Below are 24,089 nucleotides of genomic sequence, written 5' to 3'. Positions count from 1 at the left end.
GGCCAGGCGATGATCGGCAACGACGGCATGGGCAAGCCCCTTGCGGTTGTCCGGTCGGACGGCGGGGGACTGAAAAGGCCGAGCTTTGGGATCAGGATGCCCGCTGACGGACCCGAAGGCGACCGTAACGTTCTCAAACAACGGAGGTTCTTGCGTAAGCTAGTCAATCATTTAAGTTGCAGCCATGATAAAAATGGCGTTGGTGATTGCGGCAGCTTTGACGTTTGGCGCGGTATTTTGGGTTATGCTGACCGAGATCGGGAAGAAAACCGGTATCATGAGAGCGCCGCCGTCATTCCATGCCAGGCAAGCCAAGTTGATACTTCCGCTTATGGCGCTTTTCGTCTTGCTTATTTTGCTCGCCAGCCAAGCCGGATCGTGGGGATGGCCATAATCGGGTGACTCCGTGTCCGCTGGCAGTTCCCGCATTTTTTCTGGCTGGGCGATTATGAGGACTTGCAGGAGCCGTTTGGTCCGGCAAGGAGGATGCACGACAATTCCGGCATGAAACGGGTGTTACTTCACCGGAGCCTGAACGCGATCCTTGCGCTCACGCTTCTTCTGGTCGTTGGCCTCGTTCTGGCGATCCTTGGCGGAAATCGTCAGGCCCATGCGGCGGCTTTCGGCCAGTGCTTCCCGGCCGATCTGCTTCAGGGCTTCCTTGTTTTCGTGGTACTTCTGCAAGAGCATCGTCCATCTCCAATCTCGGCCACAAACATAATGCTTCCAGTCGGTTCCTGCAAATTCCGCTTCTCAGGGCTTCGGAACGCCGACTGTAAATTCGATGCCATCCATTTCGATGTAGACCGACGCGAAATATTTGCCGTCGTATGCGGGCATATTCTCAGGAAACGTCCCGGTTCCGAATACCGTGACTTGATCTTCCCCGCTCGCATGCCTGGCTCACGGCACCGAAATCGCCTCGAGCCGGTCGATGTCCCCGAGCGCGATCTCTTCGGAAACAGGTTCGCGATTATGCAGCCGGAACCATTCGGCCGCTTCGCGCACACGGTCTCCGTGAGGCGATGGATAGGCGCCGAGTCCGAAGACCCATTCCCGCACGGTTTCGCGCTCCATCCGCCCGGCCCGGTATCGGTCGCAGACTGTTTTCGCCGAGGCGACGAGATCATTGATGCTTTTCACAAATATCCCTACAATGCGTGGAAGGTTCGTCGTCTTCCAGAAAGGATCGAATACCGTCCCGCGCCACCACTGCCAGGAATTCATCGAAAGCATCCCGGTCGGTGGCGAAAGGCTCGTCCCACTGGATCAGGTCCTCCGACTGGGTAACGACTTCCATCGTCCAGTCTTCATTGCTGCCGGAGGTTCGAAAGATATCGACGAGCACGGTAATCCCGTCATCGGTAAATTCCCCCGCCAATTCGGAGTGTTCAAACTTCTGCTTCTTTGCCATTCAACCGCCAGCGCCGGGAGGGGCGTCGTTTTTGAGATATTCTTCGTATTGAACCGTCTCGGTTTCGTCAGTGTCTATAGAAGCCGATGCCGGTCTTGCCAAGCGAACACCGGCGCCGCCGCCATTCTCCGGAATGAAAAGCACGCCCGCATCCTCCAGGCTCCGCTTCATACCCTGCAGGGTCTGCTCATCGGGGGAAAGTCTCCCGGCCTCGAAACCGGCAATCGTCGCCTTGGCGATCTTCGAGGCTGATGACAGATCGCCCTTCGACCACGCGATGAGAGCACGTGCCGCGCGGCACTGCGCTGGGGATAGATAAAAATCATTACCTGGCATTGAAACACGGATTGTTGCTCGGGGTCAGCACCATGAGAGATGTAACCGCCAGAGAAGAAAGCAAGCGAATGTGGTGCTGACGTGGAACAGGGTAGTTCGCTTGTGACGGTTGCAGTCGCGCGCATCCTGTCAAGCTACCCTCATTGGGCGATAGGGAGGTTGATTGACTGAATATCATTAAAGCCTAATTTAAATCCCTTTATCACGCGCCGGGGAGGAAACAATGCGTGAGCCGGATATGCAGAAACTCGATGCGCTTGTTGGTCGTCTTGTAGGGGACGTCGGCGCCGCCATGTCGGGTGCTTTGGTCGTGCTGGGCGACAAGGTGGGAATCTTCAAGGCGATGGCCGACGGGACGCCTTTGAGCGTCGAACAGCTTGCCGCGAAAACGGGAGTGAAGGAGCGTTATCTCAGGGAATGGCTGAGCGCCCAGGCGGCTGCCGACTATATAGCCTATGACGAAAAGACCGATCGCTTCAGCCTGACGGCCGAACAGGCGATGGTCTTTGCCGAGGAAAACAGCCCTGCCTTCTTCGTCGGCGCCTTCGAGGTCGTGCAGTCGATGTGGATGGACGAGCCTAAAATCGCCGACGCCTTCCGCACCGGCAAGGGGCTCGGCTGGCATGAGCACAGCACCTGCCTCTTCCGGGGAACCGAGCGGTTCTTTCGCCCGGGTTACAACAGCCATCTCGTCAATGAATGGATTCCGGCTCTTGCCGGAGTGGATGAAAAGCTCAAGGCCGGCGCCAGTGTCGCCGATGTCGGCTGCGGTCACGGCGCCTCGACCATCCTGATGGCGCAGGCCTATCCCGCCTCCCGTTTTACCGGCTTCGACTATCACGGCCCGTCGATCGAAACGGCAAGGGCGGCGGCGAAAGAGGCTGGTGTCGCGGACCGGGTGACCTTCGAGCAGGGCAAGGCGGCTGAATTTCCGGGGCGTGGCTACGATATGGTCGCCATGTTCGACTGCCTCCACGACATGGGCGATCCGGTCGGCGCCGGCCGGCATGTCAAGGAAACGCTTGCGCCGGACGGCACGTGGCTCATCGTCGAACCCTTTGCCCATGATCACCTCAAGGACAATCTCAACCCGGTCGGCCGCGTCTACTACGGCGCATCGACGATGATCTGCACGCCGGCGTCACTCTCCCAGGAGGTGGGACTCGGGCTCGGCGCCCAGGCGGGAGAAATGAAACTGCGCAAGGTGGCGCTCGACGCCGGCTTCACGCATTTCCGCCGCGCGACGGAAACGCCGTTCAACATGGTGTTCGAGGTTAGGGCCTGAAGGCACTTGGCTCGTGGGCAAGACAATCTGGAGTGAAATCAGCCTACATCGGTTCTAGCTAAAGCATGATGCCGAAAGGTGTCAGCGGTTTTCGGAGGACATCATGCTCAAGCTCTTTAATTAAGAACAGGATTAAGCCGGGTTGGCCTAATCCTGTTCTAGCCGGCGGCTCTACGGGTTGATCCTAAATAGTTTGACCGCGCCTGCGCCAGCCCCGACGTCTTCGTCAATCACGTCCTCATCGACCGTGACCAATGTACGATCGATGCCGCCCACCTTGAGTAACTTGCCATTGTTCTTACCGCCCACCACGGCCAGGTAGTCATTCGGGCGGATATCGATTCCGCTATCCGCAAGCCTTATACGGTTCGGAGTCTGGAAGACGATGCCAGTAGCATCGTAGCTTCGAGGGCCGATGCCGTCGTCGCGCGTGAGGAACCGCCAATGACGTTCACCTATCCGCACCCCGACTTGCATGTAAATCTGGCGCAAGCGGTGCACATGAGGGTCATCAAGGCGCATCTGAATGTTGGCGATAATCGCCTCGGGACTGAAGTCGGACTTGTCGTCCTTCTGGCCCAGTAGATGCTTGCCAATGGATTGGAGAAGCTCGGGATGGCGACAACGTTCATCGAGCGCGGCTCTTTCCAGATCGAAAAGAGTTCGCACACCGAGCTTCCACATGGACGTCATAGCCTCGGCACCGACGGACGCGCAGAGCTGCGCTTGCGCCACCCAGTCCATGATCTGGTACACTCCGAACGGCGTCTCGACGAAGAGCATGAGCGGATTGGCGGTCGCCAGGTTCTGTGTCGTGGCGATATGAAAATCGGAAAGCCGATTGCGAATGTCTGTGTCGATACCGTCGATAAGCTCTACAGGCGTCGCAAGCGTGTATTTGTAGACCGAGAGGTTCTCGCGCTTAAAGTTCTTTAGCTTCGACCGTCCGACGAGCGCGCGTTGCGCGGCGTCCGGGAAGAAACCGATTGCGAATGCCAGGACAGCCACCCCCTCCCTCACACCCGCTCCGTCAGGCAGGCCTTCAAAAGCTCCATAGATAGCATGCACGGCATACGCGAAAATTGCAGCGAGAACGATGCCCGAAAATATCTCCGTGGCCAGTGCTACGATCAACGAGGGACTAAGGTCGAAATTCTGTATGGATTGGGTCAAAGTCCGCATCGAATTTAGATAGCCACCGCAGAATGCCGCACTTACAGCTATCATACAAAGAACGACGGGAGCGTGTGTTCCGAAGAGCGTGCCAGTGAAAGTGGGGTCCTGAAAAAACTCGATGCAGACGTAACTTGTCGAACTGACGACCAGAAAGAAAGGAAAGACAGCAACCGCCCAGGCCCAGGCTTGGAAGTCCTGCCTCTGCCCTCGCTCAGGTCCCGTCGGGACGAAGTATTTGAATTTGACGAATTCGAAAGACGGGATCAGCCGCTCCGATTCCGGTTCTTTTGCCGAATGGAAGACGGCAGCCAGGTCCTGAATTATCTCGCCTCGGTGCAATTTAACGGTTTGTCGGATGGCAATGACAATGACAGGCACGACCAATGAAAGTAAAAAGGCCACAACTAGGCTAAGCGGGTCCATGATGGAGCCCTCCCCGATATTTGATGGATCGCCTAAGCTTGAAATTTCATACTCGTAGACGGAGACACTTTCCTTTGAAAGGGCCGTTACCTTTACGCCGTCATTGAAATACTATAGCACGTTCAAATTGTTTTTCAATAATGCTTGAATCACGTCTAAAGTGTTTTGATGTGATGCGCCGACCGTTTTGCGCGGAAGGCACTTCAAATGCAGAAGCGCGGCAGCGTAGGTATACTTCAGCAAATCGGTGACCGCCTGGGCACTCGCTATATCGAGGCAGCGTAGGGTGTGCTGGCTTTGAACTTCATCCTTGCTCCTCGATCGATCATGGCGATCTCCTGATGCCCCGGCGACCCGAACCGATGCATTGACTGAGCGAGTGGGAGTTTATTTCGGCTTGCCGATGCTGGCATACATGCCGGTCGTGCGGAATTCGGTGGGGTTGGTGCCGTAGACGCGGCGGAAGACCTTTGAGAAATAGTTGGCGTCCTCGAAGCCGCACATGATGGCGACCTCCTTGACCGGCAGGAAGTCCGCCTTGGTCAGAAGCTTGACGGCGCGCTGCAGGCGCTGCTGCAGCACGAACTCGGCCGGCGGCATGCCCTCGCTCTCGCCGAAGCTGCGGGAGAAATGCGCGCGGCTGAGGCCGACGATGCCGGCAAGTTCGCTGACCGGCAGCGGCTTGTCGAGATTGGCATTGATATGGTCGATGACAGGCTGCATCAGGCTGAGCTCGGCGGCAAAGGCCGGCGAGCCGAAGACGTCGTCATAGAGCGCCATCGCCGCTTCATAGGCGATCGCCGAGGCAGCCCCCGGCGACGTTGCGCCCTTGACGAGGCGCAGGCTGCAATCGGCGAGATGATCGACGGTCGACGGCTGCAGCTTCAAGACCGGGCCGGCGGTCGACAGCACCAGCTGATGGATGCGCAGCGTTTCCTCACCGTTCATCGAGATCCAGAAATATTCCCAGCGCTCGCCCTTCTCCAGCCAGTAACGGTGGTTGTGCGGAACGAGCACCAGAAGCGTGTCGCCGCCCTGGAGGCGATAGTTGCGGTTCTGGTAGCGCAGCCGGCCGTTGCCGCTGATCGTGTGCTGCAGCACGGTGAAGGGCGTCTGGCCGCGCTTTCGGCCGTCCCAGTCATAGGTCTCGTTCTCGCGCACCTCATAGCCGGCACTGGTCGGCATGGCGTGCAATCGCTGCCGGCCGCGGGGCAGCGAAACCGTCCTCATCGACTGTCCGTTGGCGATCAAATCCCGCAGCACAAAATTACCCTTGAAAGCATAATCCTTCTCTGGTCGGCCTGCCGATTTCGGGCATAATCCCGCTCGACAAGAACGAAGGGACCACGGCCGATAGAGCGGTCGGGAGGAAAACAGGCAGTTTTACGGCTTTTTCAACCACATGCGGCGGCATGCGGCCTGATCCTCCATATCAGTCCTTTCTCTAGCATTCCATTGGGTCGAGGTGAAGATCATGAGTTTCAAAATCGCTATCATCGGTGCGGGCAGCGTTGGTTTCACCAAGAAGCTGTTCACCGATATTTTGTGCGTTCCGGAGTTTCGCGACATTGAATTCGCGCTGACGGATCTCAGCGAACACAATCTCGAAATGATCAAGGCGATCCTCGACCGCATCGTCGAGGCGAACGGGCTGCCGACCAAGGTGACCGCGACGACCGACCGGCGCAAGGCGCTCGAAGGCGCGCGCTACATCATCAGCTGCGTGCGGGTCGGCGGGCTCGAGGCCTATGCCGACGATATCAGGATTCCGCTGAAATACGGCATCGACCAGTGCGTCGGCGATACGATCTGTGCCGGCGGCATCCTCTACGGCCAGCGCAACATCCCCGTCATCCTCGACTTCTGCAAGGATATAAGGGAGGTCGCCGAGCCGGGTGCGAAGTTCCTGAACTATGCCAATCCGATGGCGATGAACACCTGGGCGGCGATCGAATACGGCAAGGTCGATACGGTCGGCCTCTGCCACGGCGTCCAGCACGGCGCCGAACAGATCGCCGAGGTGCTCGGCGCCAAGTCGGTGAGCGAACTCGATTACATCTGCTCCGGCATCAACCACCAGACCTGGTTCATCGACCTGCGCCTCAACGGCCGCAAGATCGGCAAGGATGAGCTGGTTGCCGCCTTCGAGGCGCATCCCGTCTATTCGCAGCAGGAGAAACTGCGCATCGATGTGCTGAAGCGTTTCGGTGTCTATTCGACAGAAAGCAACGGCCATCTCTCGGAATACCTGCCCTGGTATCGCAAGCGGCCGGAGGAAATTACCCGCTGGATCGACATGTCCGACTGGATCCACGGCGAGACCGGCGGCTACCTCCGTCATTCGACGGAAACGCGCAACTGGTTCGAGACGGAATTCCCGCAATTCCTGGAATCCGCTTCGAAGCCGATCGATCCCGCCAGGCGCTCGAACGAGCATGCCAGCCATATCCTGGAGGCCTTGGAGACCAACCGGGTCTATCGCGGCCACTTCAACGTCAAGAACAACGGCGTCATCACCAACCTGCCTGCTGATGCGATCATCGAATCGCCCGGCTTCGTCGATCGCTTCGGCATCAACATGGTCTCCGGCGTCACCCTGCCGGAAGCCTGTGCGGCGACCTGCATTTCCTCGATCAACGTCCAGCGCATGTCGGTGCATGCCGCCATTTCGGGCGACATCGACCTCTTGAAGCTCGCCGTGCTGCACGATCCGCTGGTCGGCGCCGTCTCGACTCCTGAGGAGGTCTGGCAGATGGTCGACGAGATGGTCGTTGCCCAGGCCCGTTGGCTGCCGCAATATGCCGATGCCGTGCCGGCCGCCAAGGAGCGGCTGTCGAAATCGAAGGTGCAGACCCGCGACTGGGCGGGGGCTGCGCGCCGCAACGTCCGCTCGATCGAGGAGCTGCGCGCCGAAAAGGCGGCTTTGAAACAGGCCGTGTGAGTTCGTGGAGGACGGGCCGCCATGGGTTTCCGGGAGGGAAAGCCATGGCGCCAGGCCCGCCTTCACGTCGTTAGAGGAGAAGGGAGCTCCGTGGAAACGCGCTCCGGAACAAGAGGGAGAAACGATGATGAATTTCCGCACCGCAGGCATTCTCGCCGGGTTGGCGCTCGGCGTCTCGGCCGCCGCGCTGAACGCATATGCCTCTGAGCCAACCAATCCGCCCGTGCCGCCGGACTTCCCGGCCGAAGGCAAGATCAACTACGTCGCGCGCGACTCCATCCTGGAGTTCAAGGCGCTGCCCGAATATCACGAGCCCGACTGGGTCACGAAGAATTTCGTCGCCACCGGCAAGCTGCCACCGGTCAAGGATCGCCTGCCGAAGGAGCCGCTGGTCTTCAAGACGGGCAATATGCCCGACGGCATCGGCGTCTATGGCGATACGATGCGCCACGTCATCGGCGGCCGGCCGGAAGGCTGGAACTACGGCGCCGGCCAGACGCAGGGCTGGGGCGGCATCGATATCGGCCTTTCCGAATGCCTGACCCGCACCGCGCCGCTCTTCCAGGTGGAAGCCAAGGATACCGAGCCGCTGCCGAACCTTGCCAAGAGCTGGGATTGGTCGGAAGACGGCCACAAGCTGACCATGCACCTGATCGAAGGCGCCAAATGGTCGGACGGCGCGCCGTTCAATGCCGACGACATCATGTTCTATTGGGATGACGAAGTCGTCGACCCGAACGTCTCGCCGCTCGGCGGCGGCGCATCGCCTGAGGCTTTCGGCGTCGGTACGACGCTGAAGAAGATCGACGATTACACCGTCGAATGGACGTTCAAGGAAGCCTTCCCCAAGCAATACCTTTACACTATGTCCTACCCGAACTTCTGCCCGGGTCCGTCGCATATCCTCAAGCCCCAGCACCCGAAATATTCGAAGAACACCTATGATCAGTTCAAGAACGCCTTCCCGCCGGAGTTCATGAACATGCCTGTCATGGGCGCCTGGGTGCCGGTGGAATATCGTCCTGACGACATCATCGTCCTGCGCCGCAACCCGTATTACTGGAAGGTCGACGAGAATGGCGATCAGCTGCCCTATCTGAACGAGCTGCACTACAAGCTCTCCACCTGGGCCGATCGCGACGTTCAGGCGGTGGCCGGGTCTGCCGATTTCTCCAATCTCGAGCAGCCGGAAAACTTCGTGGCCTCGCTGAAGCGCGCCGCGGAAAAGACCGCGCCCGCCCGGCTTGCCTTCGGTCCGCGCCTCATCGGCTATAACCTGCGCATGAACTTCTCCGCCAATGGCTGGGGCAACCCGGACGAGCGTGGCCAGGCGATCCGCGAGCTGAACCGCAACGAGGATTTCCGCAAGGCCGTCACCATGGCGCTGGATCGCAAGGCGATCGGCGACTCGCTGGTCAAGGGGCCGTTCACGGCGATCTATCCGGGCGGGCTTTCCTCCGGCACCAGCTTCTACGACCGCAACTCCACTGTCTATTATCCCTTCGATCTCAAAGGCGCCAAGGCGGAACTCGCCAAAGCCGGCCTCAAGGATACCGATGGCAACGGCATCGTGAACTTCCCGGCCGGCACGGCGGGCGGCAAGGATGTCGAAATCGTCATGCTGATCAACAATCAGTACACGACCGACAAGAGCCTTGCCGAAGGTGTCGTCGCTCAGATGGAGAAGCTCGGCCTGAAGATCGTCATCAACGCGCTCGACGGCGCCAAGCGTGACGACGCGCATTATGCCGGCCGCTTCGACTGGCTGATCCAGCGCAATACAACGGAACTGTCGTCCGTGGTGCAGAATACCGAACAGCTTGCCCCTGTCGGTCCGCGCACCAGCTGGCATCATCGCGCCGGCAAGGATGACCAGCTCGATCTCATGCCCTTCGAAAAGGAGCTGGTCGACATCGTCGACAAGTTCAGGACGAGCCAGAACAACGACGAGCGCGTCGATCTGATGAAGCAGTATCAGAAGATCTCGACGGAACACGTCAACACCGTGGGCCTGACGGAATATCCGGGCGCGCTGATCGTCAACAAGCGCTTCTCGAACGTGCCCCAGGGGACGCCGATCATGATGTTCAACTGGGCTGAGGATTCGGTCATCCGCGAACGCCTGTGGGTGGCCGCCGACAAGCAGGGCAAGTACGAGCTGTTCCCCGAGCAGCTGCCCGGCAAACCCGGCGACAAGGGTCCGATCAACTGATGCATGATGCAATGGGTTAAAGCGCGTCGCATCTGATGCGACGCGGGAAAGCTCCCTCCCAGCTGAAGTGAGTTTCCGGCCGCGCGTGGCGCGCGGCCGGACAAGACCAACGAGCCGGCCGCGCCGACGAGGAGCGACTGGCGGCAAAGAGAAGCGAACCGTTAGATGTTGCGATTCCTGCTCGTGCGCATAGCCTCCGCGATCCCCGTTCTCCTCATCCTGAGCGTGGTGACTTTCGCGATCATCCAGGCGCCGCCCGGCGACTATGCCGACTATATAAGATCGCAGCTGATCAACCAGGGCGGTGCATCCTACGCCCAGGCCGAGGCGCAGGCGCAGGCCTACCGGGTCGAACACGGTCTCGATAAGCCGATGGTCGTCCAATACGTCAACTGGATCGGCGGCATCCTCACCCGCGGCGATTTCGGATACAGCATGTTCTACAACAAGCCGGTCGCCGACGTCGTCGCCGAACGCCTGCCGCGGACATTGCTCCTGGCGCTCGTCTGCCACATCTTCGCCTCGGTGCTCGGCATCGGCTTCGGCATCTGGGCGGCGACGCGGCAATACAGCTGGATCGACAGCACGCTTTCGGGAATTTCCTTCCTCGGCATGACGGTGCCGCGCTTCCTTATGGCGCTGATCATCGTCTACCTCCTGGTCTTCCAGTTCAACGTTTCCGAAATCGGCAGCTTCTTCTCGCCGCAATATGGCGGGGCGCCCTGGTCCTGGGCGAAATTCGTCGATCTCTTCCACCACGTCTGGCCTGTCGTGGCGATCGCCACTTTCGGCGGGCTCGCCTATAACATGCGGGTCATGCGCGGCAATCTGCTCGATACTCTGAACGCTCAATATGTCGAGACGGCAAAGGCCAAGGGCCTTTCCGGCGGCGCGGTGGTGATGCGCCATGCGGTGCCGAACGCGCTGCATCCGCTTGTCATGTATCAGGGCGTCGTGCTGCCCTATATGCTGACCGGCGAGATCGAAACCGCGATCATCTTCGCCTTGCCGACCGTCGGCCCGGCGATCGTCGGCTCGATGGCGATCGGTGATGTCTATGTCACCGCCACTTTCATGATGGTGCTGTCGGCGACGCTGATCGTCGGCAATATCATCGCCGACATGCTGCTCGCTCTGCTCGATCCGCGCGTACGCCAGTTCGGAGGAGCCTGAGATGCTTGCTTTCGACTCTTCCGACACGCCGCCGACAGCAGAACCCGCCATCAAGAAGCCTTCACACGGCAACGAAAGCTATCTCGCGCTCGTCTGGCGCCGGCTGCGGCGCTCCTGGACCGGCATGGCTGGGCTCGTGCTGGTCGCGCTCCTAATCATCATGGCCGTCTTTGCCGATTTCTTCGCGCCGATGGACCCGAAGGCGACCGATGTCGGCTTCGCGCCGCCGCAGGTGATGAGCTTCCACGACAAGGACGGGAACTTCGTCTTCCAGCCGCGCGTCTATGCGCTGTCCGATTCCGAAGAGCTCGACCCGGTGACCTTCCAGCCGATCGTCGGCGTGGATTACGACAATCCGCGGCTGCTCGGCTTCTTCGTCAAGGGTGCGGACTACAAGCTGTTCGGCCTCATTCCTGCGAACCGGCATTTCTTCGGCTCGACGGACGGCCAGCCGGTGCATTTTCTCGGCACCGACAAGTTCGGCCGCGATGTGCTCTCCCGCGCCATCATTGGCTCGCGCATATCGCTGACGATCGCGCTGACAGTCGTGTTCATCGTCACCGTCATCGGCACGACGGTCGGCATGGTGTCGGGCTATTTCGGCGGAACCTTCGATATCTGGCTCCAGCGCTTCGTCGAGCTGGTGCTCGCCTTCCCGCAACTGCCGCTCTACCTGGCGCTGACTTCGCTGATCCCGGTGACGGCGCCGACCAATGTCTTCCTCGCCTTCGTCATCGTCGTGATGTCGGCGCTCGGCTGGGCGCAGATGTCGCGCGAGGTGCGCGGCAAGACCTTGGCACTTGCCCGCATCGACTATGTCAAGGCCGCGATGGCCGTGGGCGCTACTGATAAGCGCATCATCATGCAGCATATCTTTCCGAACGTGATGAGCCACGTCATCGTCGCGGTGACGCTGCACATACCGAGCGTCGTGCTGCTTGAATCCTTCCTCGGTTTCCTCGGTTTCGCCGTCAAGCCGCCGCTGATCTCCTGGGGACTGATGCTGCAGGATACGGCGACCTATTCGGTCATCGGCTCCTATCCCTGGATTCTCTCTCCCGTCGGCTTCGTGCTCGTCACCGTCTTCGCCTTTAATGCGCTCGGCGACGGACTGCGCGATGCGGTCGATCCTTATTGAGGTGATTGATATGGCTCTTGCACTGGTCAATTCCTTCGCCCCGCCCGTCCGTCACGACCATGATGGCCGCTCGGAAGCGCCGATCATCGACGCCCGCAACGTCGCGGTGAATTTCAAGGTCGAGGACGGCATGGTCGAAGCCGTCAAGGACGTCTCCTTCCAGCTCTATCGCGGCGAGACGATCGCCATCGTCGGCGAATCCGGTTCCGGCAAATCGGTGACGGCGCGAACGGTGATGGGGTTGCTGTCGAAACGCGCCGTCGTTTCCGACAAATCGACGGTCTCCTATGACGGCAGCAACATCCTGAAATTTTCCGAGCGGGCGCGCCGAAAGCTGCGCGGCGACCGCATCTCGATGATCTTCCAGGAGCCGATGAGTTCGCTGAACCCGATCTATACGATCGGCAGTCAGATCGTCGAGGCGATCCGCGTCCATCGCCGCATCAGCAAGAGGGATGCGGAAAAGCGGGCGCTCGAACTGCTCGAACATGTGCAGATCCCCGATCCGGCCGCGCGGCTCAAGCAATATCCGCATCAGCTTTCCGGCGGCCAGCGCCAGCGCGTGATGATCGCCATGGCGCTCGCCAACGATCCCGACGTCCTGATCGCCGACGAGCCGACGACGGCACTCGACGTCACCGTGCAGGCGCAGATCCTGAACCTCATCCGCAACCTGCAGAAAGAGCTGGGGATGGCGGTGATCCTCATCACCCATGACCTGACGGTGGTGCGGCAGTTTTCCGATTACGTCTATGTGATGCAGCATGGCGAAGTGCGCGAGCACAACGTCACCGAAGCGCTCTTCGCCAATCCGCAGCATCCCTATACCCGGCATCTGCTTGCCTCCGAGCCGCGCGGCGAGGCCAATCCGCTGCCGGAAGGGTCGGATGTCATCCTCGACGCCAAGGGCGTGCGCGTCTCCTTCATGATGCGCCATGGCACCATCCTCAAGCCCGAGATGCGCGAGCTTGTCGCCGTCGACAGCCTCGGCCTGACGCTGCGCCGTCACGAAACGCTCGGCCTCGTCGGCGAATCCGGCTCCGGCAAGACGACCTTCGGCCAGGCGATCCTGCGGCTGAACACGCCCCAGGCCGGCGAGATCCATTTCGACCGCCAGCCGATCCACGGCCTGTCGAGGGCCGAAATGCGGCCCCTGCGCGCCCGTATGCAGGTGGTGTTCCAGGACCCGTTTTCATCGCTCAACCCGCGCATGACGATCGGCCAGATCATCGAGGAGGGGCTCGTCGTCAACCGGCTGGGCGCCACGCGCGGCGAGCGGCAGGACCGGGTGCGCGAGGCGCTCGTCGCCGCCGGCATGCCCGGCAATATCCTGTCGCGTTTCCCGCATGAATTTTCCGGCGGCCAGCGCCAGCGCATCGCGATCGCCCGCGCCATCGCGCTGGAGCCGGAATTCATCCTGCTCGACGAACCGACGTCGGCGCTCGACCTCTCGGTCCAGGCGCAGATCATCGAACTGCTGCGCAAGCTGCAGGACGAGCGGGGCCTGAGCTACCTCTTCATCTCCCACGACCTCAAGGTCGTCAGGGCGCTTTGCCATCGCGTCATCGTCATGCAGCATGGCAGAATCGTCGAAGAGGGACCCGTCAGCGAAGTTCTCACCCATCCCAAGACCGCTTACACCGAACGGCTCGTCAAGGCCGCTTTCGAGGTAGCATGATTATCGAATGCCGGAGGCTATAATGGCAGGAAATCCCAAAATCACCTTCATCGGAGCAGGCTCCACCGTCTTCATGAAGAACATCATCGGCGACGTGCTGCAACGCCCGGCGCTCTCGGGCGCGACCATCGCGCTGATGGATCTCAATCCGCAGCGGCTTGAGGAAAGCGCCATCGTCGTCAACAAGCTGATCTCGACGCTCGGCGTCAAGGCGAAAGCCGAGACCTATTCCGACCAGCGCAAGGCGCTTTCAGGCGCCGATTTCGTCGTCGTCGCCTTCCAGATCGGCGGCTACGAGCCTTGCACCGTCACCGATTTCGAGGTGCCGAAGAAATACGGTCTGCGCCAGACGATTGCCGATACGCTCGGCGTCGGCGGCATCATGCGCGGGCTTCGCACCGTGCCGCACCTGTGGAAGGTCTGCGAGGACATGCTCGCTGTCTGCCCCAATGCGATCATGCTGCAATATGTCAACCCGATGGCGATCAACACCTGGGCGATATCGGAGAAATATCCGACCATCCGCCAGGTCGGCCTCTGCCATTCGGTGCAGGGCACGGCGATGGAATTAGCGCATGACCTCGACATTCCCTACGAGGAAATCCGCTATCGCGCCGCCGGCATCAACCACATGGCCTTCTATCTCAAATTCGAGCATCGCCAGGCCGACGGCTCCTACCGCAACCTCTATCCCGATCTCCTGCGCGGCTACCGCGAGGGCAGGGCGCCGAAGCCCGGCTGGAACCCGCGCTGCCCCAACAAGGTGCGCTACGAGATGCTGACGCGGCTCGGCTATTTCGTCACCGAAAGCTCGGAGCATTTCGCCGAATACACGCCCTATTTCATCAAGGAGGGCCGCGAGGACCTCATCGAGAAATTCGGCATTCCGCTCGACGAATATCCGAAGCGCTGCATCGAGCAGATCGAGCGCTGGAAGGGCCAGGCCGAAGCCTATCGCTCGGCCGACAAGATCGAGGTGCAGCCGTCGAAGGAATATGCCTCCTCGATCATCAATTCGGTCTGGACCGGCGAACCCTCGGTGATCTACGGCAACGTCCGCAACAATGGCTGCATCACCTCGCTGCCGGAAAATTGCGCCGCCGAAGTGCCCTGCCTGGTTGACGCTTCCGGCATCCAGCCGACCTTCATCGGCGACCTGCCGCCGCAACTGACGGCGCTGATGCGTACCAACATCAACGTGCAGGAACTGACGGTGCAGGCGCTGATGACCGAAAATCGCGAGCACATCTACCACGCCGCGATGATGGACCCGCACACGGCCGCCGAACTCGACCTCGACCAGATCTGGTCGCTGGTCGACGACCTGCTCGCTGCCCACGGCGACTGGCTGCCCGAATGGGCGCGCACATCTAGCAAAATCAAGGCCGCCTGACCCCCTCTCCCGGGTAAGGCGTCAAAGAGCCCCGCGGTGTGGCAACGACCGCGGGGTTTTTGTTTGGGGATGGGGAACGGCAACTTGCTACCTCGGACTGGCTGCGAACCGCTCCTTCAAGGCCTCGACCTCTTGTGCAAGCTTCTCAAAATCGGCTTGCGACGCTGCTTGCGATACAGCGGCTGTCTTGGGAACATTTATGTTCCCGTTGCCGTCGCAATCATCAGGGATAGTGTATGTGAAGCGAAGATTGTCAGCCCCATCCGTTGCATAGGTGATAACCGCACCTACGCCGTTGATGAGCGCCACGGATATTTCATAGGTTGCGTTAGCGAGCACATTCAAATTTTCGAGCGTGACATTATTTTTGTCGACGTACGGATTATGCCCGTTGGTCACCGTGACTGCTGTGTAAGCTTTCTTGAAATTGATTTTCACTATACATGGCATGATTGTTCCTCCATGTGAAAGCCGGTTAGTCGTTACCGAGGCGACCATTGCGATGTGCCATTCTGAGGGTGATGGCGTAGGAGTTGGGCGATCTTTTACCCGGTAACTGCGAGTCCAGAATGAGCGTTTTCGCGTCGCCGAGAGCTGTTGAAATCTCCAGGATCTGTTCCGCGCTGCTGATGCGCCACATCTTATAGCCTAGCGCTTTATCGAAGCCGCAACCCTCTGCAGGTTCGGCATTTGGTCCTGTGACAATAAAGATCCGGTTGGAGTCAAACCGATAGCAGTGACCGTCGAAAGCGTAGCCATAGGCGAGTACGGTCGATCCGGTTATATGCGCCGGACCCCCCAATTTTATTTGGAGTTCGGCTTTGCTGGCCAGTCCAACGTCCAAACGCGTAAGACCTTTAGCATCATTCAAGTCTATGCCGTAGAGTATGATCTGACCCGCCACATAGGGAAGTCCAGGAAGTGAAGGTGCTGGAACGCTGTCGTCTGCCATCGATGCCTCCCGTCGTTTGGTTAAAGAATGCCGCGCCACCTCATGCAGTCTTCAAGCTGGTCGATGTAAACCCGCCCGCGCCCCCGCCAGGCGGCCTCGAGCAGGGCCGAAGCCCCGGCCTCGAAGGTCAGGCTGTCCGGGTCGAGATAGTTCCAGGAGCGCGTCACCGCTTCGCCGATCACGTCGCGCGCCTCCTGCAGGGCGGCTTTCGCTGCGAAATGCGTCCGTTCATAGGATGCTGGTGATGCCCGAAGTCCCTCTTCCATCAGCGCCGGCGCCATCTGCTGGCGAAGGTCGCGGAACTTCCTCGGATCGATATCCGACAGCCCGCGCTCGAAGAGCAGCGATTGGTAGACTTCCACCAGGCAGTCGAAGAGGCCGGCCGCGAAGGGCTTCGACCGATCGTGCACTTCCTGGCTGACATCATTGATGCGCAGTGAGTTGTTGAGTGACCGGAGCTGTTTCTCGTCACTGAGCTCGGCAAACCTGTCGAGTTCATTGTGCAGCAGCAGATTCCCGCTGGTGCGGCGAAGCAGCCGGTCTAGAGCGGTATCGAATTGCAGCAATCCCAACAGCGATATGAAATCGGCGATCGCTTCGTGATAGGAAAAGAAATCGCTGCCGGAGCCGTCGCCCTCGAGCAGGCCGAGTTCGCTCAGCAGAATGAGATGGCCCATTTCATGGGCGACCGCGTCGAAATTCAGCGCGAAACAGGATGTCGGGCCTTCAGGCTCGCTCTCGCCCAGTTCCAGGAAACCGAAGCCGGATTGCGCATTCTGCCAATGGGGAATGCGGGGGACGATTTCCAGCCGTTCCAGCGTCGGCTCGAAGAACCAGCGGATCGGGCGCCCGGCATAACTCTCGCAGATATCGAGCACCCGGCGGGCGCAGGCATAGCTGTGTGTCGAAAGGAATGCCGGTGAACCGGGTCCGATGTGATCGAAATGTCCGTCCGGGCCGGGCTCGGCGGGCGGCTGCAAAAGGCCGGGATAGGGAGGGATATAGGGCGCCGCATAGGGCGATTTCGGCTCGACGGGATTGGCCACATAGATCCGGCTGTCGGACGGCCCGGCCAGTATCGGTCCGGCGGATGATCCGATCCACACCACTTCGGGTTTTTCATAGCCGGGAATGAAGGGTGGCTGGGGAAAAACGAGGAAACGCGTCCCGAGCGGCCGCTCCGAAGCCGCTATGTCCCCTGCGCCCTGCGGATGTGTGATGGCATCCACTGCTGCCCCCACCGCTCGTTGCCCAACGCCGACCGATCGTCCACTATACCAGTGCTACTTGCATTTCGGCAATAGTGTTTCGAGCATTTTGCAGTAATGCATGTCGTTTGCGAAGGATTCCGTAAGTTCAAATTCGAAAGAATTCGATTCTCCCCGGGAGTTTATCTTGTGATCGGCGAGATGTGTCAGAAGATTTACCGCATCGCTTCGCTTCTGATTGACAGCCCCGGCTTTCAGCCATGCTTGTAGCGCCGCAAGCCGTTCGGCGGCGCCGGAATTGTTTTCCGCCGCCTGGAGAAGCCGGGTGAACGACCTTTCGCTGAAGTGCAGCGACCGCGCCAGCGCCTCGAGTTCATGCCGCAGCCGTCTTTCGATGACCCCGGCGCATTCGGCCTTTCTCAAGCTCAGCCTCATGTCGATGAGAGCGTCGCCCAAGGCTCGTGACCCCAGTTCGGCAGGCGCCATCGGCACCGTGACATCGGCATCGTCGGCGAGCGGATGTCTTCGATACCAGCGGTAGATCAATCCGTGCCCGATCATTCCCTGAGGCGCGAGTTCTGCCGCTCTGAGCGCGCCGATGCTGGCCGCGCCGTAGATGCGTACGCCCCGGGCCATCGCCCAGAGAATCTCCTGGTGGCGAACGGCCGGGCGCTGCGCGAAGACGCCGTCGATCAGCACGATCACTGAGGGAGCGTGATCTGCCACCGCCCGCACGACATCGGCGCAGCCGACGGGAGGCAGATAGATCGCGTCGAGATATTTCCGCGCTTCTGACGCGGAGAGGGTGGGGCCGAGAAAAACCACGATATCGTCACGCAAGATCCGCCTCCGGATTCGTTTCCAGCGGCGGAGCAACCACCCGGACGACGTGAAGGGGAATGCGATCGTCGCAATGCAGAGCCACAAGGATTGCCGCCGTCGCGCCGGCGAGTTTCAGCGCCTCGATGACCGGCGGGATGGAGCGGCCGCTGGAACAGTCACCGGCGGCATAGGCGCGGCCACCCCTCGCGAGCTGGCTGCGCCATGCGGCAAGCTCCGAGGTATCGGCATATGCGTAGACGTCGCTCGCAATATCGTCCCGCGCCGCCGAAATCACCCCCAGCCGGGATTGGCAGGCTTCGAGCAATGCGCTGGTCAGCGCCCGGTCATGGCTGAAGTCGCAGCCGAAGCCTTCGGCCGGCAGGGGCGCAAAGGGCGCTCGGCCTGCATCTTCCATCACGTGGCACCAGTAGACCGGCAGCGCGTGCGGCGCCGGGATCTGCCAGATGCCGACGACGAAACCGGCTTCGGCGAGCCGCTGCATGACCTCGCCGGCGCGGCCGGAGCGGACCGAGCGGCTGTCGATCTGGAAGCGGTCGAAGAAATGCGGGGTCTTCATCGCGGTGCATCGCGCCTGCCGCTCCAGAATCTCCAGACAGGCATGCATTGCCGCGCCTTGCAGGCTGGTGCCGCCCGCAAGGCCGGTCGTGTCCCGCGGCAGCCAATGGGGATGCGGCGAGGGAACGGTATAGGCGGAATCGACAAGCGCAAGCGGGACAGGAATTCTCCGGCCGGAAAGGAGATCCAGCCCGTCGATCCAGGAAAGCCTCTTGGCGTCACGCCCGGCGCAAAGGTGCGACCAGTGTCCCTGTCGGTTCATCTCGCCGATGGCCGCGGTGAAGATGCGGTCCGGGGCAATCCGCTCCGAGGCCCATCCCTCCAGCGATTCCATCAAGCCCGATATCGCCGCCAGCGGCACAGTCAAACCCTTGCCCTGGCTGACGGCGACGGAAAGCGCCCGCGGCCTGACGACCTGGACGACGGGAATGCCGATCCGGTCGAGTTCTGTGACCGAGCCCAGCCTGGTGATCCCGTAGTCATGCTTGCGCGCCAGGATGCGCCGCACCGTCTGCCAGGGATCGGGGGGCGGTGAGAGGGGGGCATCGAAGATGGTGTCGAGCACCGCGTCGTCCATCGCGCCCTCCTGCCCCTACGCCCTTGGCAGTTCGGCCAAGACGCGGCTCGCCCGGTCAGCGAGCCAGGCGGCTTTCTGCCCTTCGGCGATCTGGATCGCTCTCGTCAGGTCGCGTTTGATCAGGGAGGGAGGCTCGTTCAGTTCTCTTCTCAGCCCTGCGCTGAGACGATAGAGTTCTGCGAGCCAGAACCGCTGGCCGCTGTTGCGGCCGACATGGATCGCCGTATGAAGGGTGGCGAGCGCTTCGGCGGGCTTGCCGAGCCGATGCAGCACCTGCGCATGCATGTCGCTGTGCATGGAGAAATTATCGTCGGTGCCCAGTTGCTGCTGCAGCAGCAGACCGCCCTGGAAGCGCTCCCGGCCGCGTTTGCCGGCGGAGGTCATCAGCTCCGCCCAGCCGCAATACATATTGGCGCGCGCCTGGCTGGCGGCGAGGCCGTGCCGCTCGGCAAGCGCCAGCATGTCTTCGCCGAGCGCATGGACGTCGTCATAGCGGCTCTGGCAGCGGCGAAGCACGATTGCGTAATAGAGCGCATGAACCATGCTGCCGGCGTGATCGGTCGCGGCTGCCCATTCCAGGCACTGCCCGATCGCATGTTCGCTGGCATCGCCATCGTCGAGGAGCAGATAGGAGAGGGCGCTCTCGCCCAGGCCGCAGACCCTGGCGTCATGCCCGCCGAAGAAGGCGCGGTTTCTGATGGCTCTCTCGGGATCGTAAAGGCCGAGGCCCTTGGAGACGCAATCGAGGCAGAATTCATGCTCGCCGGCGTGGAAGCTCGTCGCCCAGCCGCAATGATAGGATTGAAGCCTCGTCTCCTGATCCTCGACCGCCTGCATGTCACCGACGAGAATGCGGGCGCGGGACTGCTGCGCCGGAATGTTCGGCGCCGTGAACCACCATCCCCAATAGACCGGGAAGTGTTTGACGCGAACGTCCGAGGCCTGTTTGCGCAGAAGCTGCATGGCGCGGGAATAGACCCGCCGCGCGCTGTCCGAGCCCTCGCCCTCCAGCGCCGTGGCAACGACGCCCTGAAGTTCGAGCAGGCCCAGTGCCAGCTCGGCGCGATCGGGATGGCGCCGGGAAAGGCTTGCGACCTCCCGCGCGCAGAGCTCGAGCGACACGTTCGCCTCATGCATGGCCGAGCGCAGAACGCTGAGCTCCGCCGCCGCCAGGGCAAACCTCGCCGCCGCATCATGCAGGCCGGCTTCCGCGCATTGCCAGGCGGCGATGGCGGCCGGCAGGCTGGGCTTTGCTTCTGCGATCAGGAGATCAGCGATCCGCCTGTGGATGCGGCGCCGGTCGCTCTTGAGCAGGCTGCTATAGGCGGCCTCCTGGGTCAGCACGTGCCGGAACTGAAACGAACCGGGGGTGACGGAAGAGGGCTCGATGATGCCTTGGGAGAGGAGCCGCTCGACGGCGACATCGACCGCCTGCCGGTCGACCCCTTCGAGGAGGTAGGCGAGCAGCGACAGGCTGAATTCGCGGCCGATGACGCTGGCAAATTGCGCCGCCCGCCGCGCCGAACCGGTCGCAGCCAGTCTGGCGGCCAGAAGATCGTTGAGCGAAGTGACGCCGCCTTCCCTGAGCAGCCCCTGCCATTCGGATGGAGCCTTGCCGAGCGGTTGCCTTGCCCGGAAGAAGGTCGCCAGTTCTTCCGCATAGAGCGGCATGCCGTCGCATTGATCCAGGATGAAATCGGCCAAGCCCGGCGGCGGAGGCTCGCCCCAGATCGAGGCGACGAGATCACGCACCGCGCCGGCGGCCAGGCCCGACAGTTCGATTTCGCTCGCAAGCGCCAGGGACCGCCTGATCCTCGATGTCTGAACCACGAGAAGAGGCAGCTGGCCGGCGAGCGATCCGAGCCGGTCGATCAGTTCCAGCGTCATGCCATCGGCCCAGTGGACATCCTCGAAGACGAGCAGCGTCGGGGCCGCCGCCCTGCATGCCAGGATCCCGGCCGCAGCTTCGATTACCTCCCGCCGGAATGCCTGCCCCGACAGATCCGACACGCGAATATTGCGCGAGGCCGCCGGCGATCGCTCCGAGGTGAAGGCGAGAATGGTGTCGGCGACGCCCGCATCGACCTTTCGGCCGGATGCTTGAAGCGCCTGCAGCAAAGCCCCGCTGTCGCCCTCCTTCAGAACCGAAGCCTCGCCCACAAGCCTTTCGAGAAAAGACACGAACGGGTGCAGCGGCTGGCTTTCCAGGCGCCTGCCGCACTGGAAGACCAGGGTCTCGTGCGGCGTTTGCGACAGGCTGCGGGAAAATTCGCCGATCAGCCTGGATTTGCCGATGCCGGCCTCGCCGATCACGGTGATCGCGCTGCCCCGGCCCTCGCGGGCCGAATCCCAGGCGCCCGACAGCGTGGCCAGCTCTCTCTCCCGGCCTCGGATCGGCCGGTCCCACTCATGCGAAAGCGACGGCGCCGATCGTAACCGATCCCGCTCGCGCGGGCGCCAGAGCGCGACCGGATCGTCGAAGCCCTTGAGCCTCGCCTTCCGGATCAGGCTGTAGTCGAATTTGTGCCGGGTGAGCTGAACGGTCGAGCCGGCGACCAGGATGGAATTCGGTTCGGCCTCTGCCTGCAGGCGCGCCGCCAGCACGGGCGCCGTGCCGACGATCTCGTCCCCCTGCGTGGAGAAGACGACCAGACCTGTGGCAACCCCGATCCGCAGCCTGAAAGCGGTGCGCGGCTTTGCCTTGACGCTCGCGGCAATGCCCAGCAAATCAAGCGAAGCCTGCACCGCGCTTTCAGCCGCATCTTCGGATTGGTCGGGATAACCGAAGAAGCAGCATCCTCCATCGCCGAGCCGCTGATGAAGAAAGCCGCCATGCTTTTTGATGATCGCCTCGGCGCTCTGATGTAATGCCGAGACGGAGCGAAAGAATTTCTCCGGCTCGCTCCGCAACAGGAGTTCCGTGGAGCCGACAATGTCATAGAAAAGGGCCGTGACCTGGCGCCGTTCACCTGTGAACCGAATTCGCGCGTCGAGGGTTTTCATTCGGGGTCGCCCAACACCACAGAAGTCTTTCTCAGGACATCCGATTTATAGCTTGCATGCAAGCTTTTCGTGCGGCAACGCTAATATATAAGTTCAGCTGGGCTGCGGCTTGATCATCAGCCGTACCCGCCAGACTGCGGCGCATGTGAATGCCGCACATGCCGTTCGCCGTGGCGACCCATTCACCACGACGGCGGGCGCCGGCATTACAGCGCCAGGAGGCCTTTGGCCTCAATATCCAAAGAACGCACGAAGCTGAGCGAAAAAACCGCCTGGCTGGTAATCCGCCATCTTTCGAACACGGCGCGCGAGTGTTGCCGCGCTGACCTGTTCACCGAAATGGCAGAAGCAGACAAGGCCGTGCAATTGCTCGTCGCTGAGTTCGAAGAACCGTTTGGCTTCGCCATAGGTATCGTCTTCCATTCCTGCCGCCCGCAGAATGGGATCAGCGAATGCAACGGAGATCGGGGTGTCGTCATCCCTGAGGGCAAGCCGCTCTGCAATCGGGCTATACTCGGTTTCGTGAAGCGTCCTGAGAAACGGCCTGGGGCTGCGTTCGAGACTTTCGGCCCATCGTTCGAGCCGCTCGCGCCGCGTCAAGTCAAGGCGCGTGCAGGTCGTGCTGACCTTTGCGATGTTCTTCAACTGGTCTAATGCGTACTGTTCCATCTCGGCCTCCTATCTCCGAAAAAATAGACGGTCCGCCTCCAAGAACAGCCTCGCTCAGGTCGCAGCCGATGTCCAATCACGATTGGACACCGCATCTCGTTGACGTTTCCTAAAGCACTGGAAGCGCCTTTGCTTGCCGGCCGGCTCTTTTCTCGTAGGATTTCTGCGCCATGTCATGCCAAGGCCACCAGACAAGGTTGGGTATGGACGCAATAGTCGAACAGCTTCTGCATCTTTCCGCACGGACCGAAACGCTGATTGCGGTCTATGACGGTGATGACCGGCTGCAATATGCCAACAGCGCCTTCCGCTCGGCCTATTTCATCGAGCCGGATGAATCGCCACTCTGGCCGGATCTCATGCGGCGCAATTTCGAGCTGCGGCGCGGCACCGTCATCCGGGCGAGCGATTTCGAGGAGTGGCTGCGCTCGACCCAGTCGCGACGCGGCAAGATCGGCTATCGCGCTTTCGAGACGGATCTGTGCGATGGCCGATGGCTTTGGATGACCGAGGCGGTCGAGAAGAACGGCGGGATGCTGTGCATCGCGAGCGACATCACCGGTCTCAGAACACATGGCAGGACTGTCCGGCAGGATCGCGACCAGGCGATCAAGGCGTCTTACACCGACGAACTCACGGGTGTGGCCAACCGCCGCTTCGTGATGGCGCGCGTCGACGACATGCTGGCAGCCGCAAAACACGGAAACGCCGGATGCCTCGCTGTCTTCGACATCGACAATTTCAAGCGCATCAACGACCGGCTCGGCCACCACGCTGGGGATATCGTGCTGCGCGATTTCGCCCATCGCATCCATCAGAATGTTCGCCGCAACGATTGTTTCGGGCGGGTCGGCGGAGAAGAATTCCTGCTCGTGATGCCGTCAACCGCGCCGGAGGACGCCATCGATATGGTCGAGCGCATGCTGACGGTGATCCGCTTCTCCCGGCCCCTGCCGGACTCGCCCGACTTCAGCTACACCTGCTCCGCCGGCATCGCCGCCTGCGCCCCGTCAGACAGCGCCTCCGATCTTTACCGGCGCGCCGACCAGGCGCTCTATGCCGCCAAGCTGAGCGGCCGGGACAGGGTGCGCGCAGCGTAGGGTTCAGAACGGC

At 61.2% G+C, this 24,089-nt stretch carries 22 protein-coding genes; 9 read left to right on the top strand and 13 right to left on the bottom strand.

Annotated elements, in window-relative coordinates:
• Nucleotides 1–9 precede the first annotated feature (9 nt).
• A complete protein-coding gene (locus QD408_RS13800; RefSeq protein WP_141105650.1) occupies nt 10–402 on the top strand; it encodes a hypothetical protein in 393 nt (130 codons plus the stop codon).
• Nucleotides 403–516: 114 nt separating this feature from the next.
• On the opposite strand, the gene QD408_RS13795 is transcribed toward QD408_RS13800, so the two are convergent.
• The 4 genes from QD408_RS13795 to QD408_RS13780 form a co-directional block, all read right to left on the bottom strand.
• Nucleotides 517–690, bottom strand: a complete 174-nt coding sequence (locus QD408_RS13795) for a hypothetical protein (RefSeq protein WP_190237479.1) — start codon at nt 688–690, stop codon at nt 517–519.
• A gap of 213 nt (nt 691–903) precedes the next feature.
• Nucleotides 904–1,143 carry a hypothetical protein gene (locus tag QD408_RS13790; RefSeq protein WP_088683473.1) on the bottom strand — a complete coding sequence of 80 codons (240 nt, stop codon included), beginning with the start codon at nt 1,141–1,143 and terminating at the stop codon, nt 904–906.
• Nucleotides 1,127–1,414 (bottom strand): hypothetical protein, encoded by a 288-nt coding sequence (locus tag QD408_RS13785; RefSeq protein WP_414139674.1) that lies wholly within the window; start codon nt 1,412–1,414, stop codon nt 1,127–1,129. Before QD408_RS13785 ends, QD408_RS13790 begins: the two co-directional genes overlap by 17 nt.
• Nucleotides 1,415–1,750 (bottom strand): XRE family transcriptional regulator, encoded by a 336-nt coding sequence (locus QD408_RS13780; protein WP_414139673.1) that lies wholly within the window; start codon nt 1,748–1,750, stop codon nt 1,415–1,417. It lies immediately after the preceding gene.
• 223 nt (nt 1,751–1,973) lie between these two features.
• Between QD408_RS13780 and QD408_RS13775 the strand changes: the two genes are divergently transcribed.
• Nucleotides 1,974–3,035 carry a class I SAM-dependent methyltransferase gene (locus tag QD408_RS13775; RefSeq protein ID WP_088683470.1) on the top strand — a complete coding sequence of 354 codons (1,062 nt, stop codon included), beginning with the start codon at nt 1,974–1,976 and terminating at the stop codon, nt 3,033–3,035.
• A gap of 171 nt (nt 3,036–3,206) precedes the next feature.
• On the opposite strand, the gene QD408_RS13770 is transcribed toward QD408_RS13775, so the two are convergent.
• The gene (locus QD408_RS13770) at nt 3,207–4,634 is read right to left on the bottom strand and encodes a hypothetical protein (protein ID WP_088683469.1); all 1,428 of its coding nucleotides are present in this window, start codon (nt 4,632–4,634) and stop codon (nt 3,207–3,209) included.
• Between the two features lie 387 nt (nt 4,635–5,021).
• Nucleotides 5,022–5,864 carry an AraC family transcriptional regulator gene (locus tag QD408_RS13765; RefSeq protein ID WP_088683772.1) on the bottom strand — a complete coding sequence of 281 codons (843 nt, stop codon included), beginning with the start codon at nt 5,862–5,864 and terminating at the stop codon, nt 5,022–5,024.
• A 244-nt stretch (nt 5,865–6,108) separates the two neighbouring features.
• Here QD408_RS13765 and QD408_RS13760 point away from each other — a divergent pair, with 244 nt between their 5' ends.
• From QD408_RS13760 to QD408_RS13735, 6 genes are all read left to right on the top strand, one after another.
• A complete protein-coding gene (locus tag QD408_RS13760) occupies nt 6,109–7,575 on the top strand; it encodes an alpha-glucosidase/alpha-galactosidase (RefSeq protein ID WP_088683468.1) in 1,467 nt (488 codons plus the stop codon).
• A 124-nt stretch (nt 7,576–7,699) separates the two neighbouring features.
• Nucleotides 7,700–9,787, top strand: a complete 2,088-nt coding sequence (locus QD408_RS13755) for an ABC transporter substrate-binding protein (RefSeq protein WP_088683467.1) — start codon at nt 7,700–7,702, stop codon at nt 9,785–9,787.
• A 165-nt stretch (nt 9,788–9,952) separates the two neighbouring features.
• Nucleotides 9,953–10,960, top strand: a complete 1,008-nt coding sequence (locus tag QD408_RS13750; RefSeq protein WP_088683466.1) for an ABC transporter permease — start codon at nt 9,953–9,955, stop codon at nt 10,958–10,960.
• 1 nt (nt 10,961) lies between these two features.
• Nucleotides 10,962–12,098 (top strand): ABC transporter permease, encoded by a 1,137-nt coding sequence (locus QD408_RS13745; protein WP_088683465.1) that lies wholly within the window; start codon nt 10,962–10,964, stop codon nt 12,096–12,098.
• Nucleotides 12,099–12,108: 10 nt separating this feature from the next.
• Complete coding sequence (locus QD408_RS13740) at nt 12,109–13,776, top strand: ABC transporter ATP-binding protein (RefSeq protein WP_088683464.1); 1,668 nt, start codon at nt 12,109–12,111, stop codon at nt 13,774–13,776.
• 22 nt (nt 13,777–13,798) lie between these two features.
• Nucleotides 13,799–15,169, top strand: coding sequence for an alpha-glucosidase/alpha-galactosidase (locus QD408_RS13735; protein ID WP_414139672.1), 1,371 nt, complete (start codon nt 13,799–13,801; stop codon nt 15,167–15,169).
• A gap of 87 nt (nt 15,170–15,256) precedes the next feature.
• On the opposite strand, the gene QD408_RS13730 is transcribed toward QD408_RS13735, so the two are convergent.
• From QD408_RS13730 to QD408_RS13700, 7 genes are all read right to left on the bottom strand, one after another.
• Entirely contained in the window at nt 15,257–15,619 is a 363-nt protein-coding gene (locus QD408_RS13730) for a hypothetical protein (RefSeq protein WP_088683462.1), read from the bottom strand.
• Nucleotides 15,620–15,644: 25 nt separating this feature from the next.
• Nucleotides 15,645–16,121, bottom strand: coding sequence for a hypothetical protein (locus QD408_RS13725; protein WP_088683461.1), 477 nt, complete (start codon nt 16,119–16,121; stop codon nt 15,645–15,647).
• A 20-nt stretch (nt 16,122–16,141) separates the two neighbouring features.
• Nucleotides 16,142–17,362, bottom strand: coding sequence for a hypothetical protein (locus QD408_RS13720; RefSeq protein WP_414139671.1), 1,221 nt, complete (start codon nt 17,360–17,362; stop codon nt 16,142–16,144).
• Nucleotides 17,363–17,404: 42 nt separating this feature from the next.
• Entirely contained in the window at nt 17,405–18,205 is an 801-nt protein-coding gene (locus tag QD408_RS13715; RefSeq protein WP_414139670.1) for a TfuA-like protein, read from the bottom strand.
• Nucleotides 18,162–19,304 carry a YcaO-like family protein gene (locus QD408_RS13710; RefSeq protein WP_414139669.1) on the bottom strand — a complete coding sequence of 381 codons (1,143 nt, stop codon included), beginning with the start codon at nt 19,302–19,304 and terminating at the stop codon, nt 18,162–18,164. The genes QD408_RS13715 and QD408_RS13710 overlap by 44 nt, the downstream gene beginning before the upstream one ends.
• 15 nt (nt 19,305–19,319) lie before the next feature.
• Nucleotides 19,320–22,307 carry an ATP-binding protein gene (locus QD408_RS13705; protein ID WP_414139668.1) on the bottom strand — a complete coding sequence of 996 codons (2,988 nt, stop codon included), beginning with the start codon at nt 22,305–22,307 and terminating at the stop codon, nt 19,320–19,322.
• Between the two features lie 231 nt (nt 22,308–22,538).
• Nucleotides 22,539–22,976, bottom strand: coding sequence for a hypothetical protein (locus QD408_RS13700; protein ID WP_088683456.1), 438 nt, complete (start codon nt 22,974–22,976; stop codon nt 22,539–22,541).
• 203 nt (nt 22,977–23,179) lie between these two features.
• Here QD408_RS13700 and QD408_RS13695 point away from each other — a divergent pair, with 203 nt between their 5' ends.
• Nucleotides 23,180–24,076 (top strand): GGDEF domain-containing protein, encoded by an 897-nt coding sequence (locus tag QD408_RS13695; RefSeq protein ID WP_414139667.1) that lies wholly within the window; start codon nt 23,180–23,182, stop codon nt 24,074–24,076.
• The last annotated feature ends 13 nt before the right edge of the window (nt 24,077–24,089 follow it).

It is taken from the genome of Rhizobium sp. BR 249, from assembly GCF_047445895.1.
GTDB lineage: Bacteria > Pseudomonadota > Alphaproteobacteria > Rhizobiales > Rhizobiaceae > Rhizobium.
This window is presented reverse-complemented; position numbering and strand designations above follow the sequence as displayed.

Bases quoted from the DNA above. Each gene is read 5' to 3' on its own strand.
- QD408_RS13775 (WP_088683470.1), top strand. From the start codon at position 1,974: ATGCGTGAGCCGGATATGCAGAAACTCGATGCGCTTGTTGGTCGTCTT.
- QD408_RS13795 (WP_190237479.1), bottom strand. From the start codon at position 690: ATGCTCTTGCAGAAGTACCACGAAAACAAGGAAGCCCTGAAGCAGATC.
- QD408_RS13740 (WP_088683464.1), top strand. From the start codon at position 12,109: ATGGCTCTTGCACTGGTCAATTCCTTCGCCCCGCCCGTCCGTCACGAC.
- QD408_RS13765 (WP_088683772.1), bottom strand. From the start codon at position 5,864: ATGAGGACGGTTTCGCTGCCCCGCGGCCGGCAGCGATTGCACGCCATG.
- QD408_RS13760 (WP_088683468.1), top strand. From the start codon at position 6,109: ATGAGTTTCAAAATCGCTATCATCGGTGCGGGCAGCGTTGGTTTCACC.
- QD408_RS13710 (WP_414139669.1), bottom strand. From the start codon at position 19,304: ATGGACGACGCGGTGCTCGACACCATCTTCGATGCCCCCCTCTCACCG.
- QD408_RS13770 (WP_088683469.1), bottom strand. From the start codon at position 4,634: ATGGACCCGCTTAGCCTAGTTGTGGCCTTTTTACTTTCATTGGTCGTG.
- QD408_RS13785 (WP_414139674.1), bottom strand. From the start codon at position 1,414: ATGGCAAAGAAGCAGAAGTTTGAACACTCCGAATTGGCGGGGGAATTT.
- QD408_RS13780 (WP_414139673.1), bottom strand. From the start codon at position 1,750: ATGCCAGGTAATGATTTTTATCTATCCCCAGCGCAGTGCCGCGCGGCA.
- QD408_RS13755 (WP_088683467.1), top strand. From the start codon at position 7,700: ATGATGAATTTCCGCACCGCAGGCATTCTCGCCGGGTTGGCGCTCGGC.
- QD408_RS13735 (WP_414139672.1), top strand. From the start codon at position 13,799: ATGGCAGGAAATCCCAAAATCACCTTCATCGGAGCAGGCTCCACCGTC.
- QD408_RS13700 (WP_088683456.1), bottom strand. From the start codon at position 22,976: ATGGAACAGTACGCATTAGACCAGTTGAAGAACATCGCAAAGGTCAGC.
- QD408_RS13730 (WP_088683462.1), bottom strand. From the start codon at position 15,619: ATGCCATGTATAGTGAAAATCAATTTCAAGAAAGCTTACACAGCAGTC.
- QD408_RS13695 (WP_414139667.1), top strand. From the start codon at position 23,180: ATGGACGCAATAGTCGAACAGCTTCTGCATCTTTCCGCACGGACCGAA.
- QD408_RS13800 (WP_141105650.1), top strand. From the start codon at position 10: ATGATCGGCAACGACGGCATGGGCAAGCCCCTTGCGGTTGTCCGGTCG.
- QD408_RS13750 (WP_088683466.1), top strand. From the start codon at position 9,953: ATGTTGCGATTCCTGCTCGTGCGCATAGCCTCCGCGATCCCCGTTCTC.
- QD408_RS13705 (WP_414139668.1), bottom strand. From the start codon at position 22,307: ATGAAAACCCTCGACGCGCGAATTCGGTTCACAGGTGAACGGCGCCAG.
- QD408_RS13725 (WP_088683461.1), bottom strand. From the start codon at position 16,121: ATGGCAGACGACAGCGTTCCAGCACCTTCACTTCCTGGACTTCCCTAT.
- QD408_RS13745 (WP_088683465.1), top strand. From the start codon at position 10,962: ATGCTTGCTTTCGACTCTTCCGACACGCCGCCGACAGCAGAACCCGCC.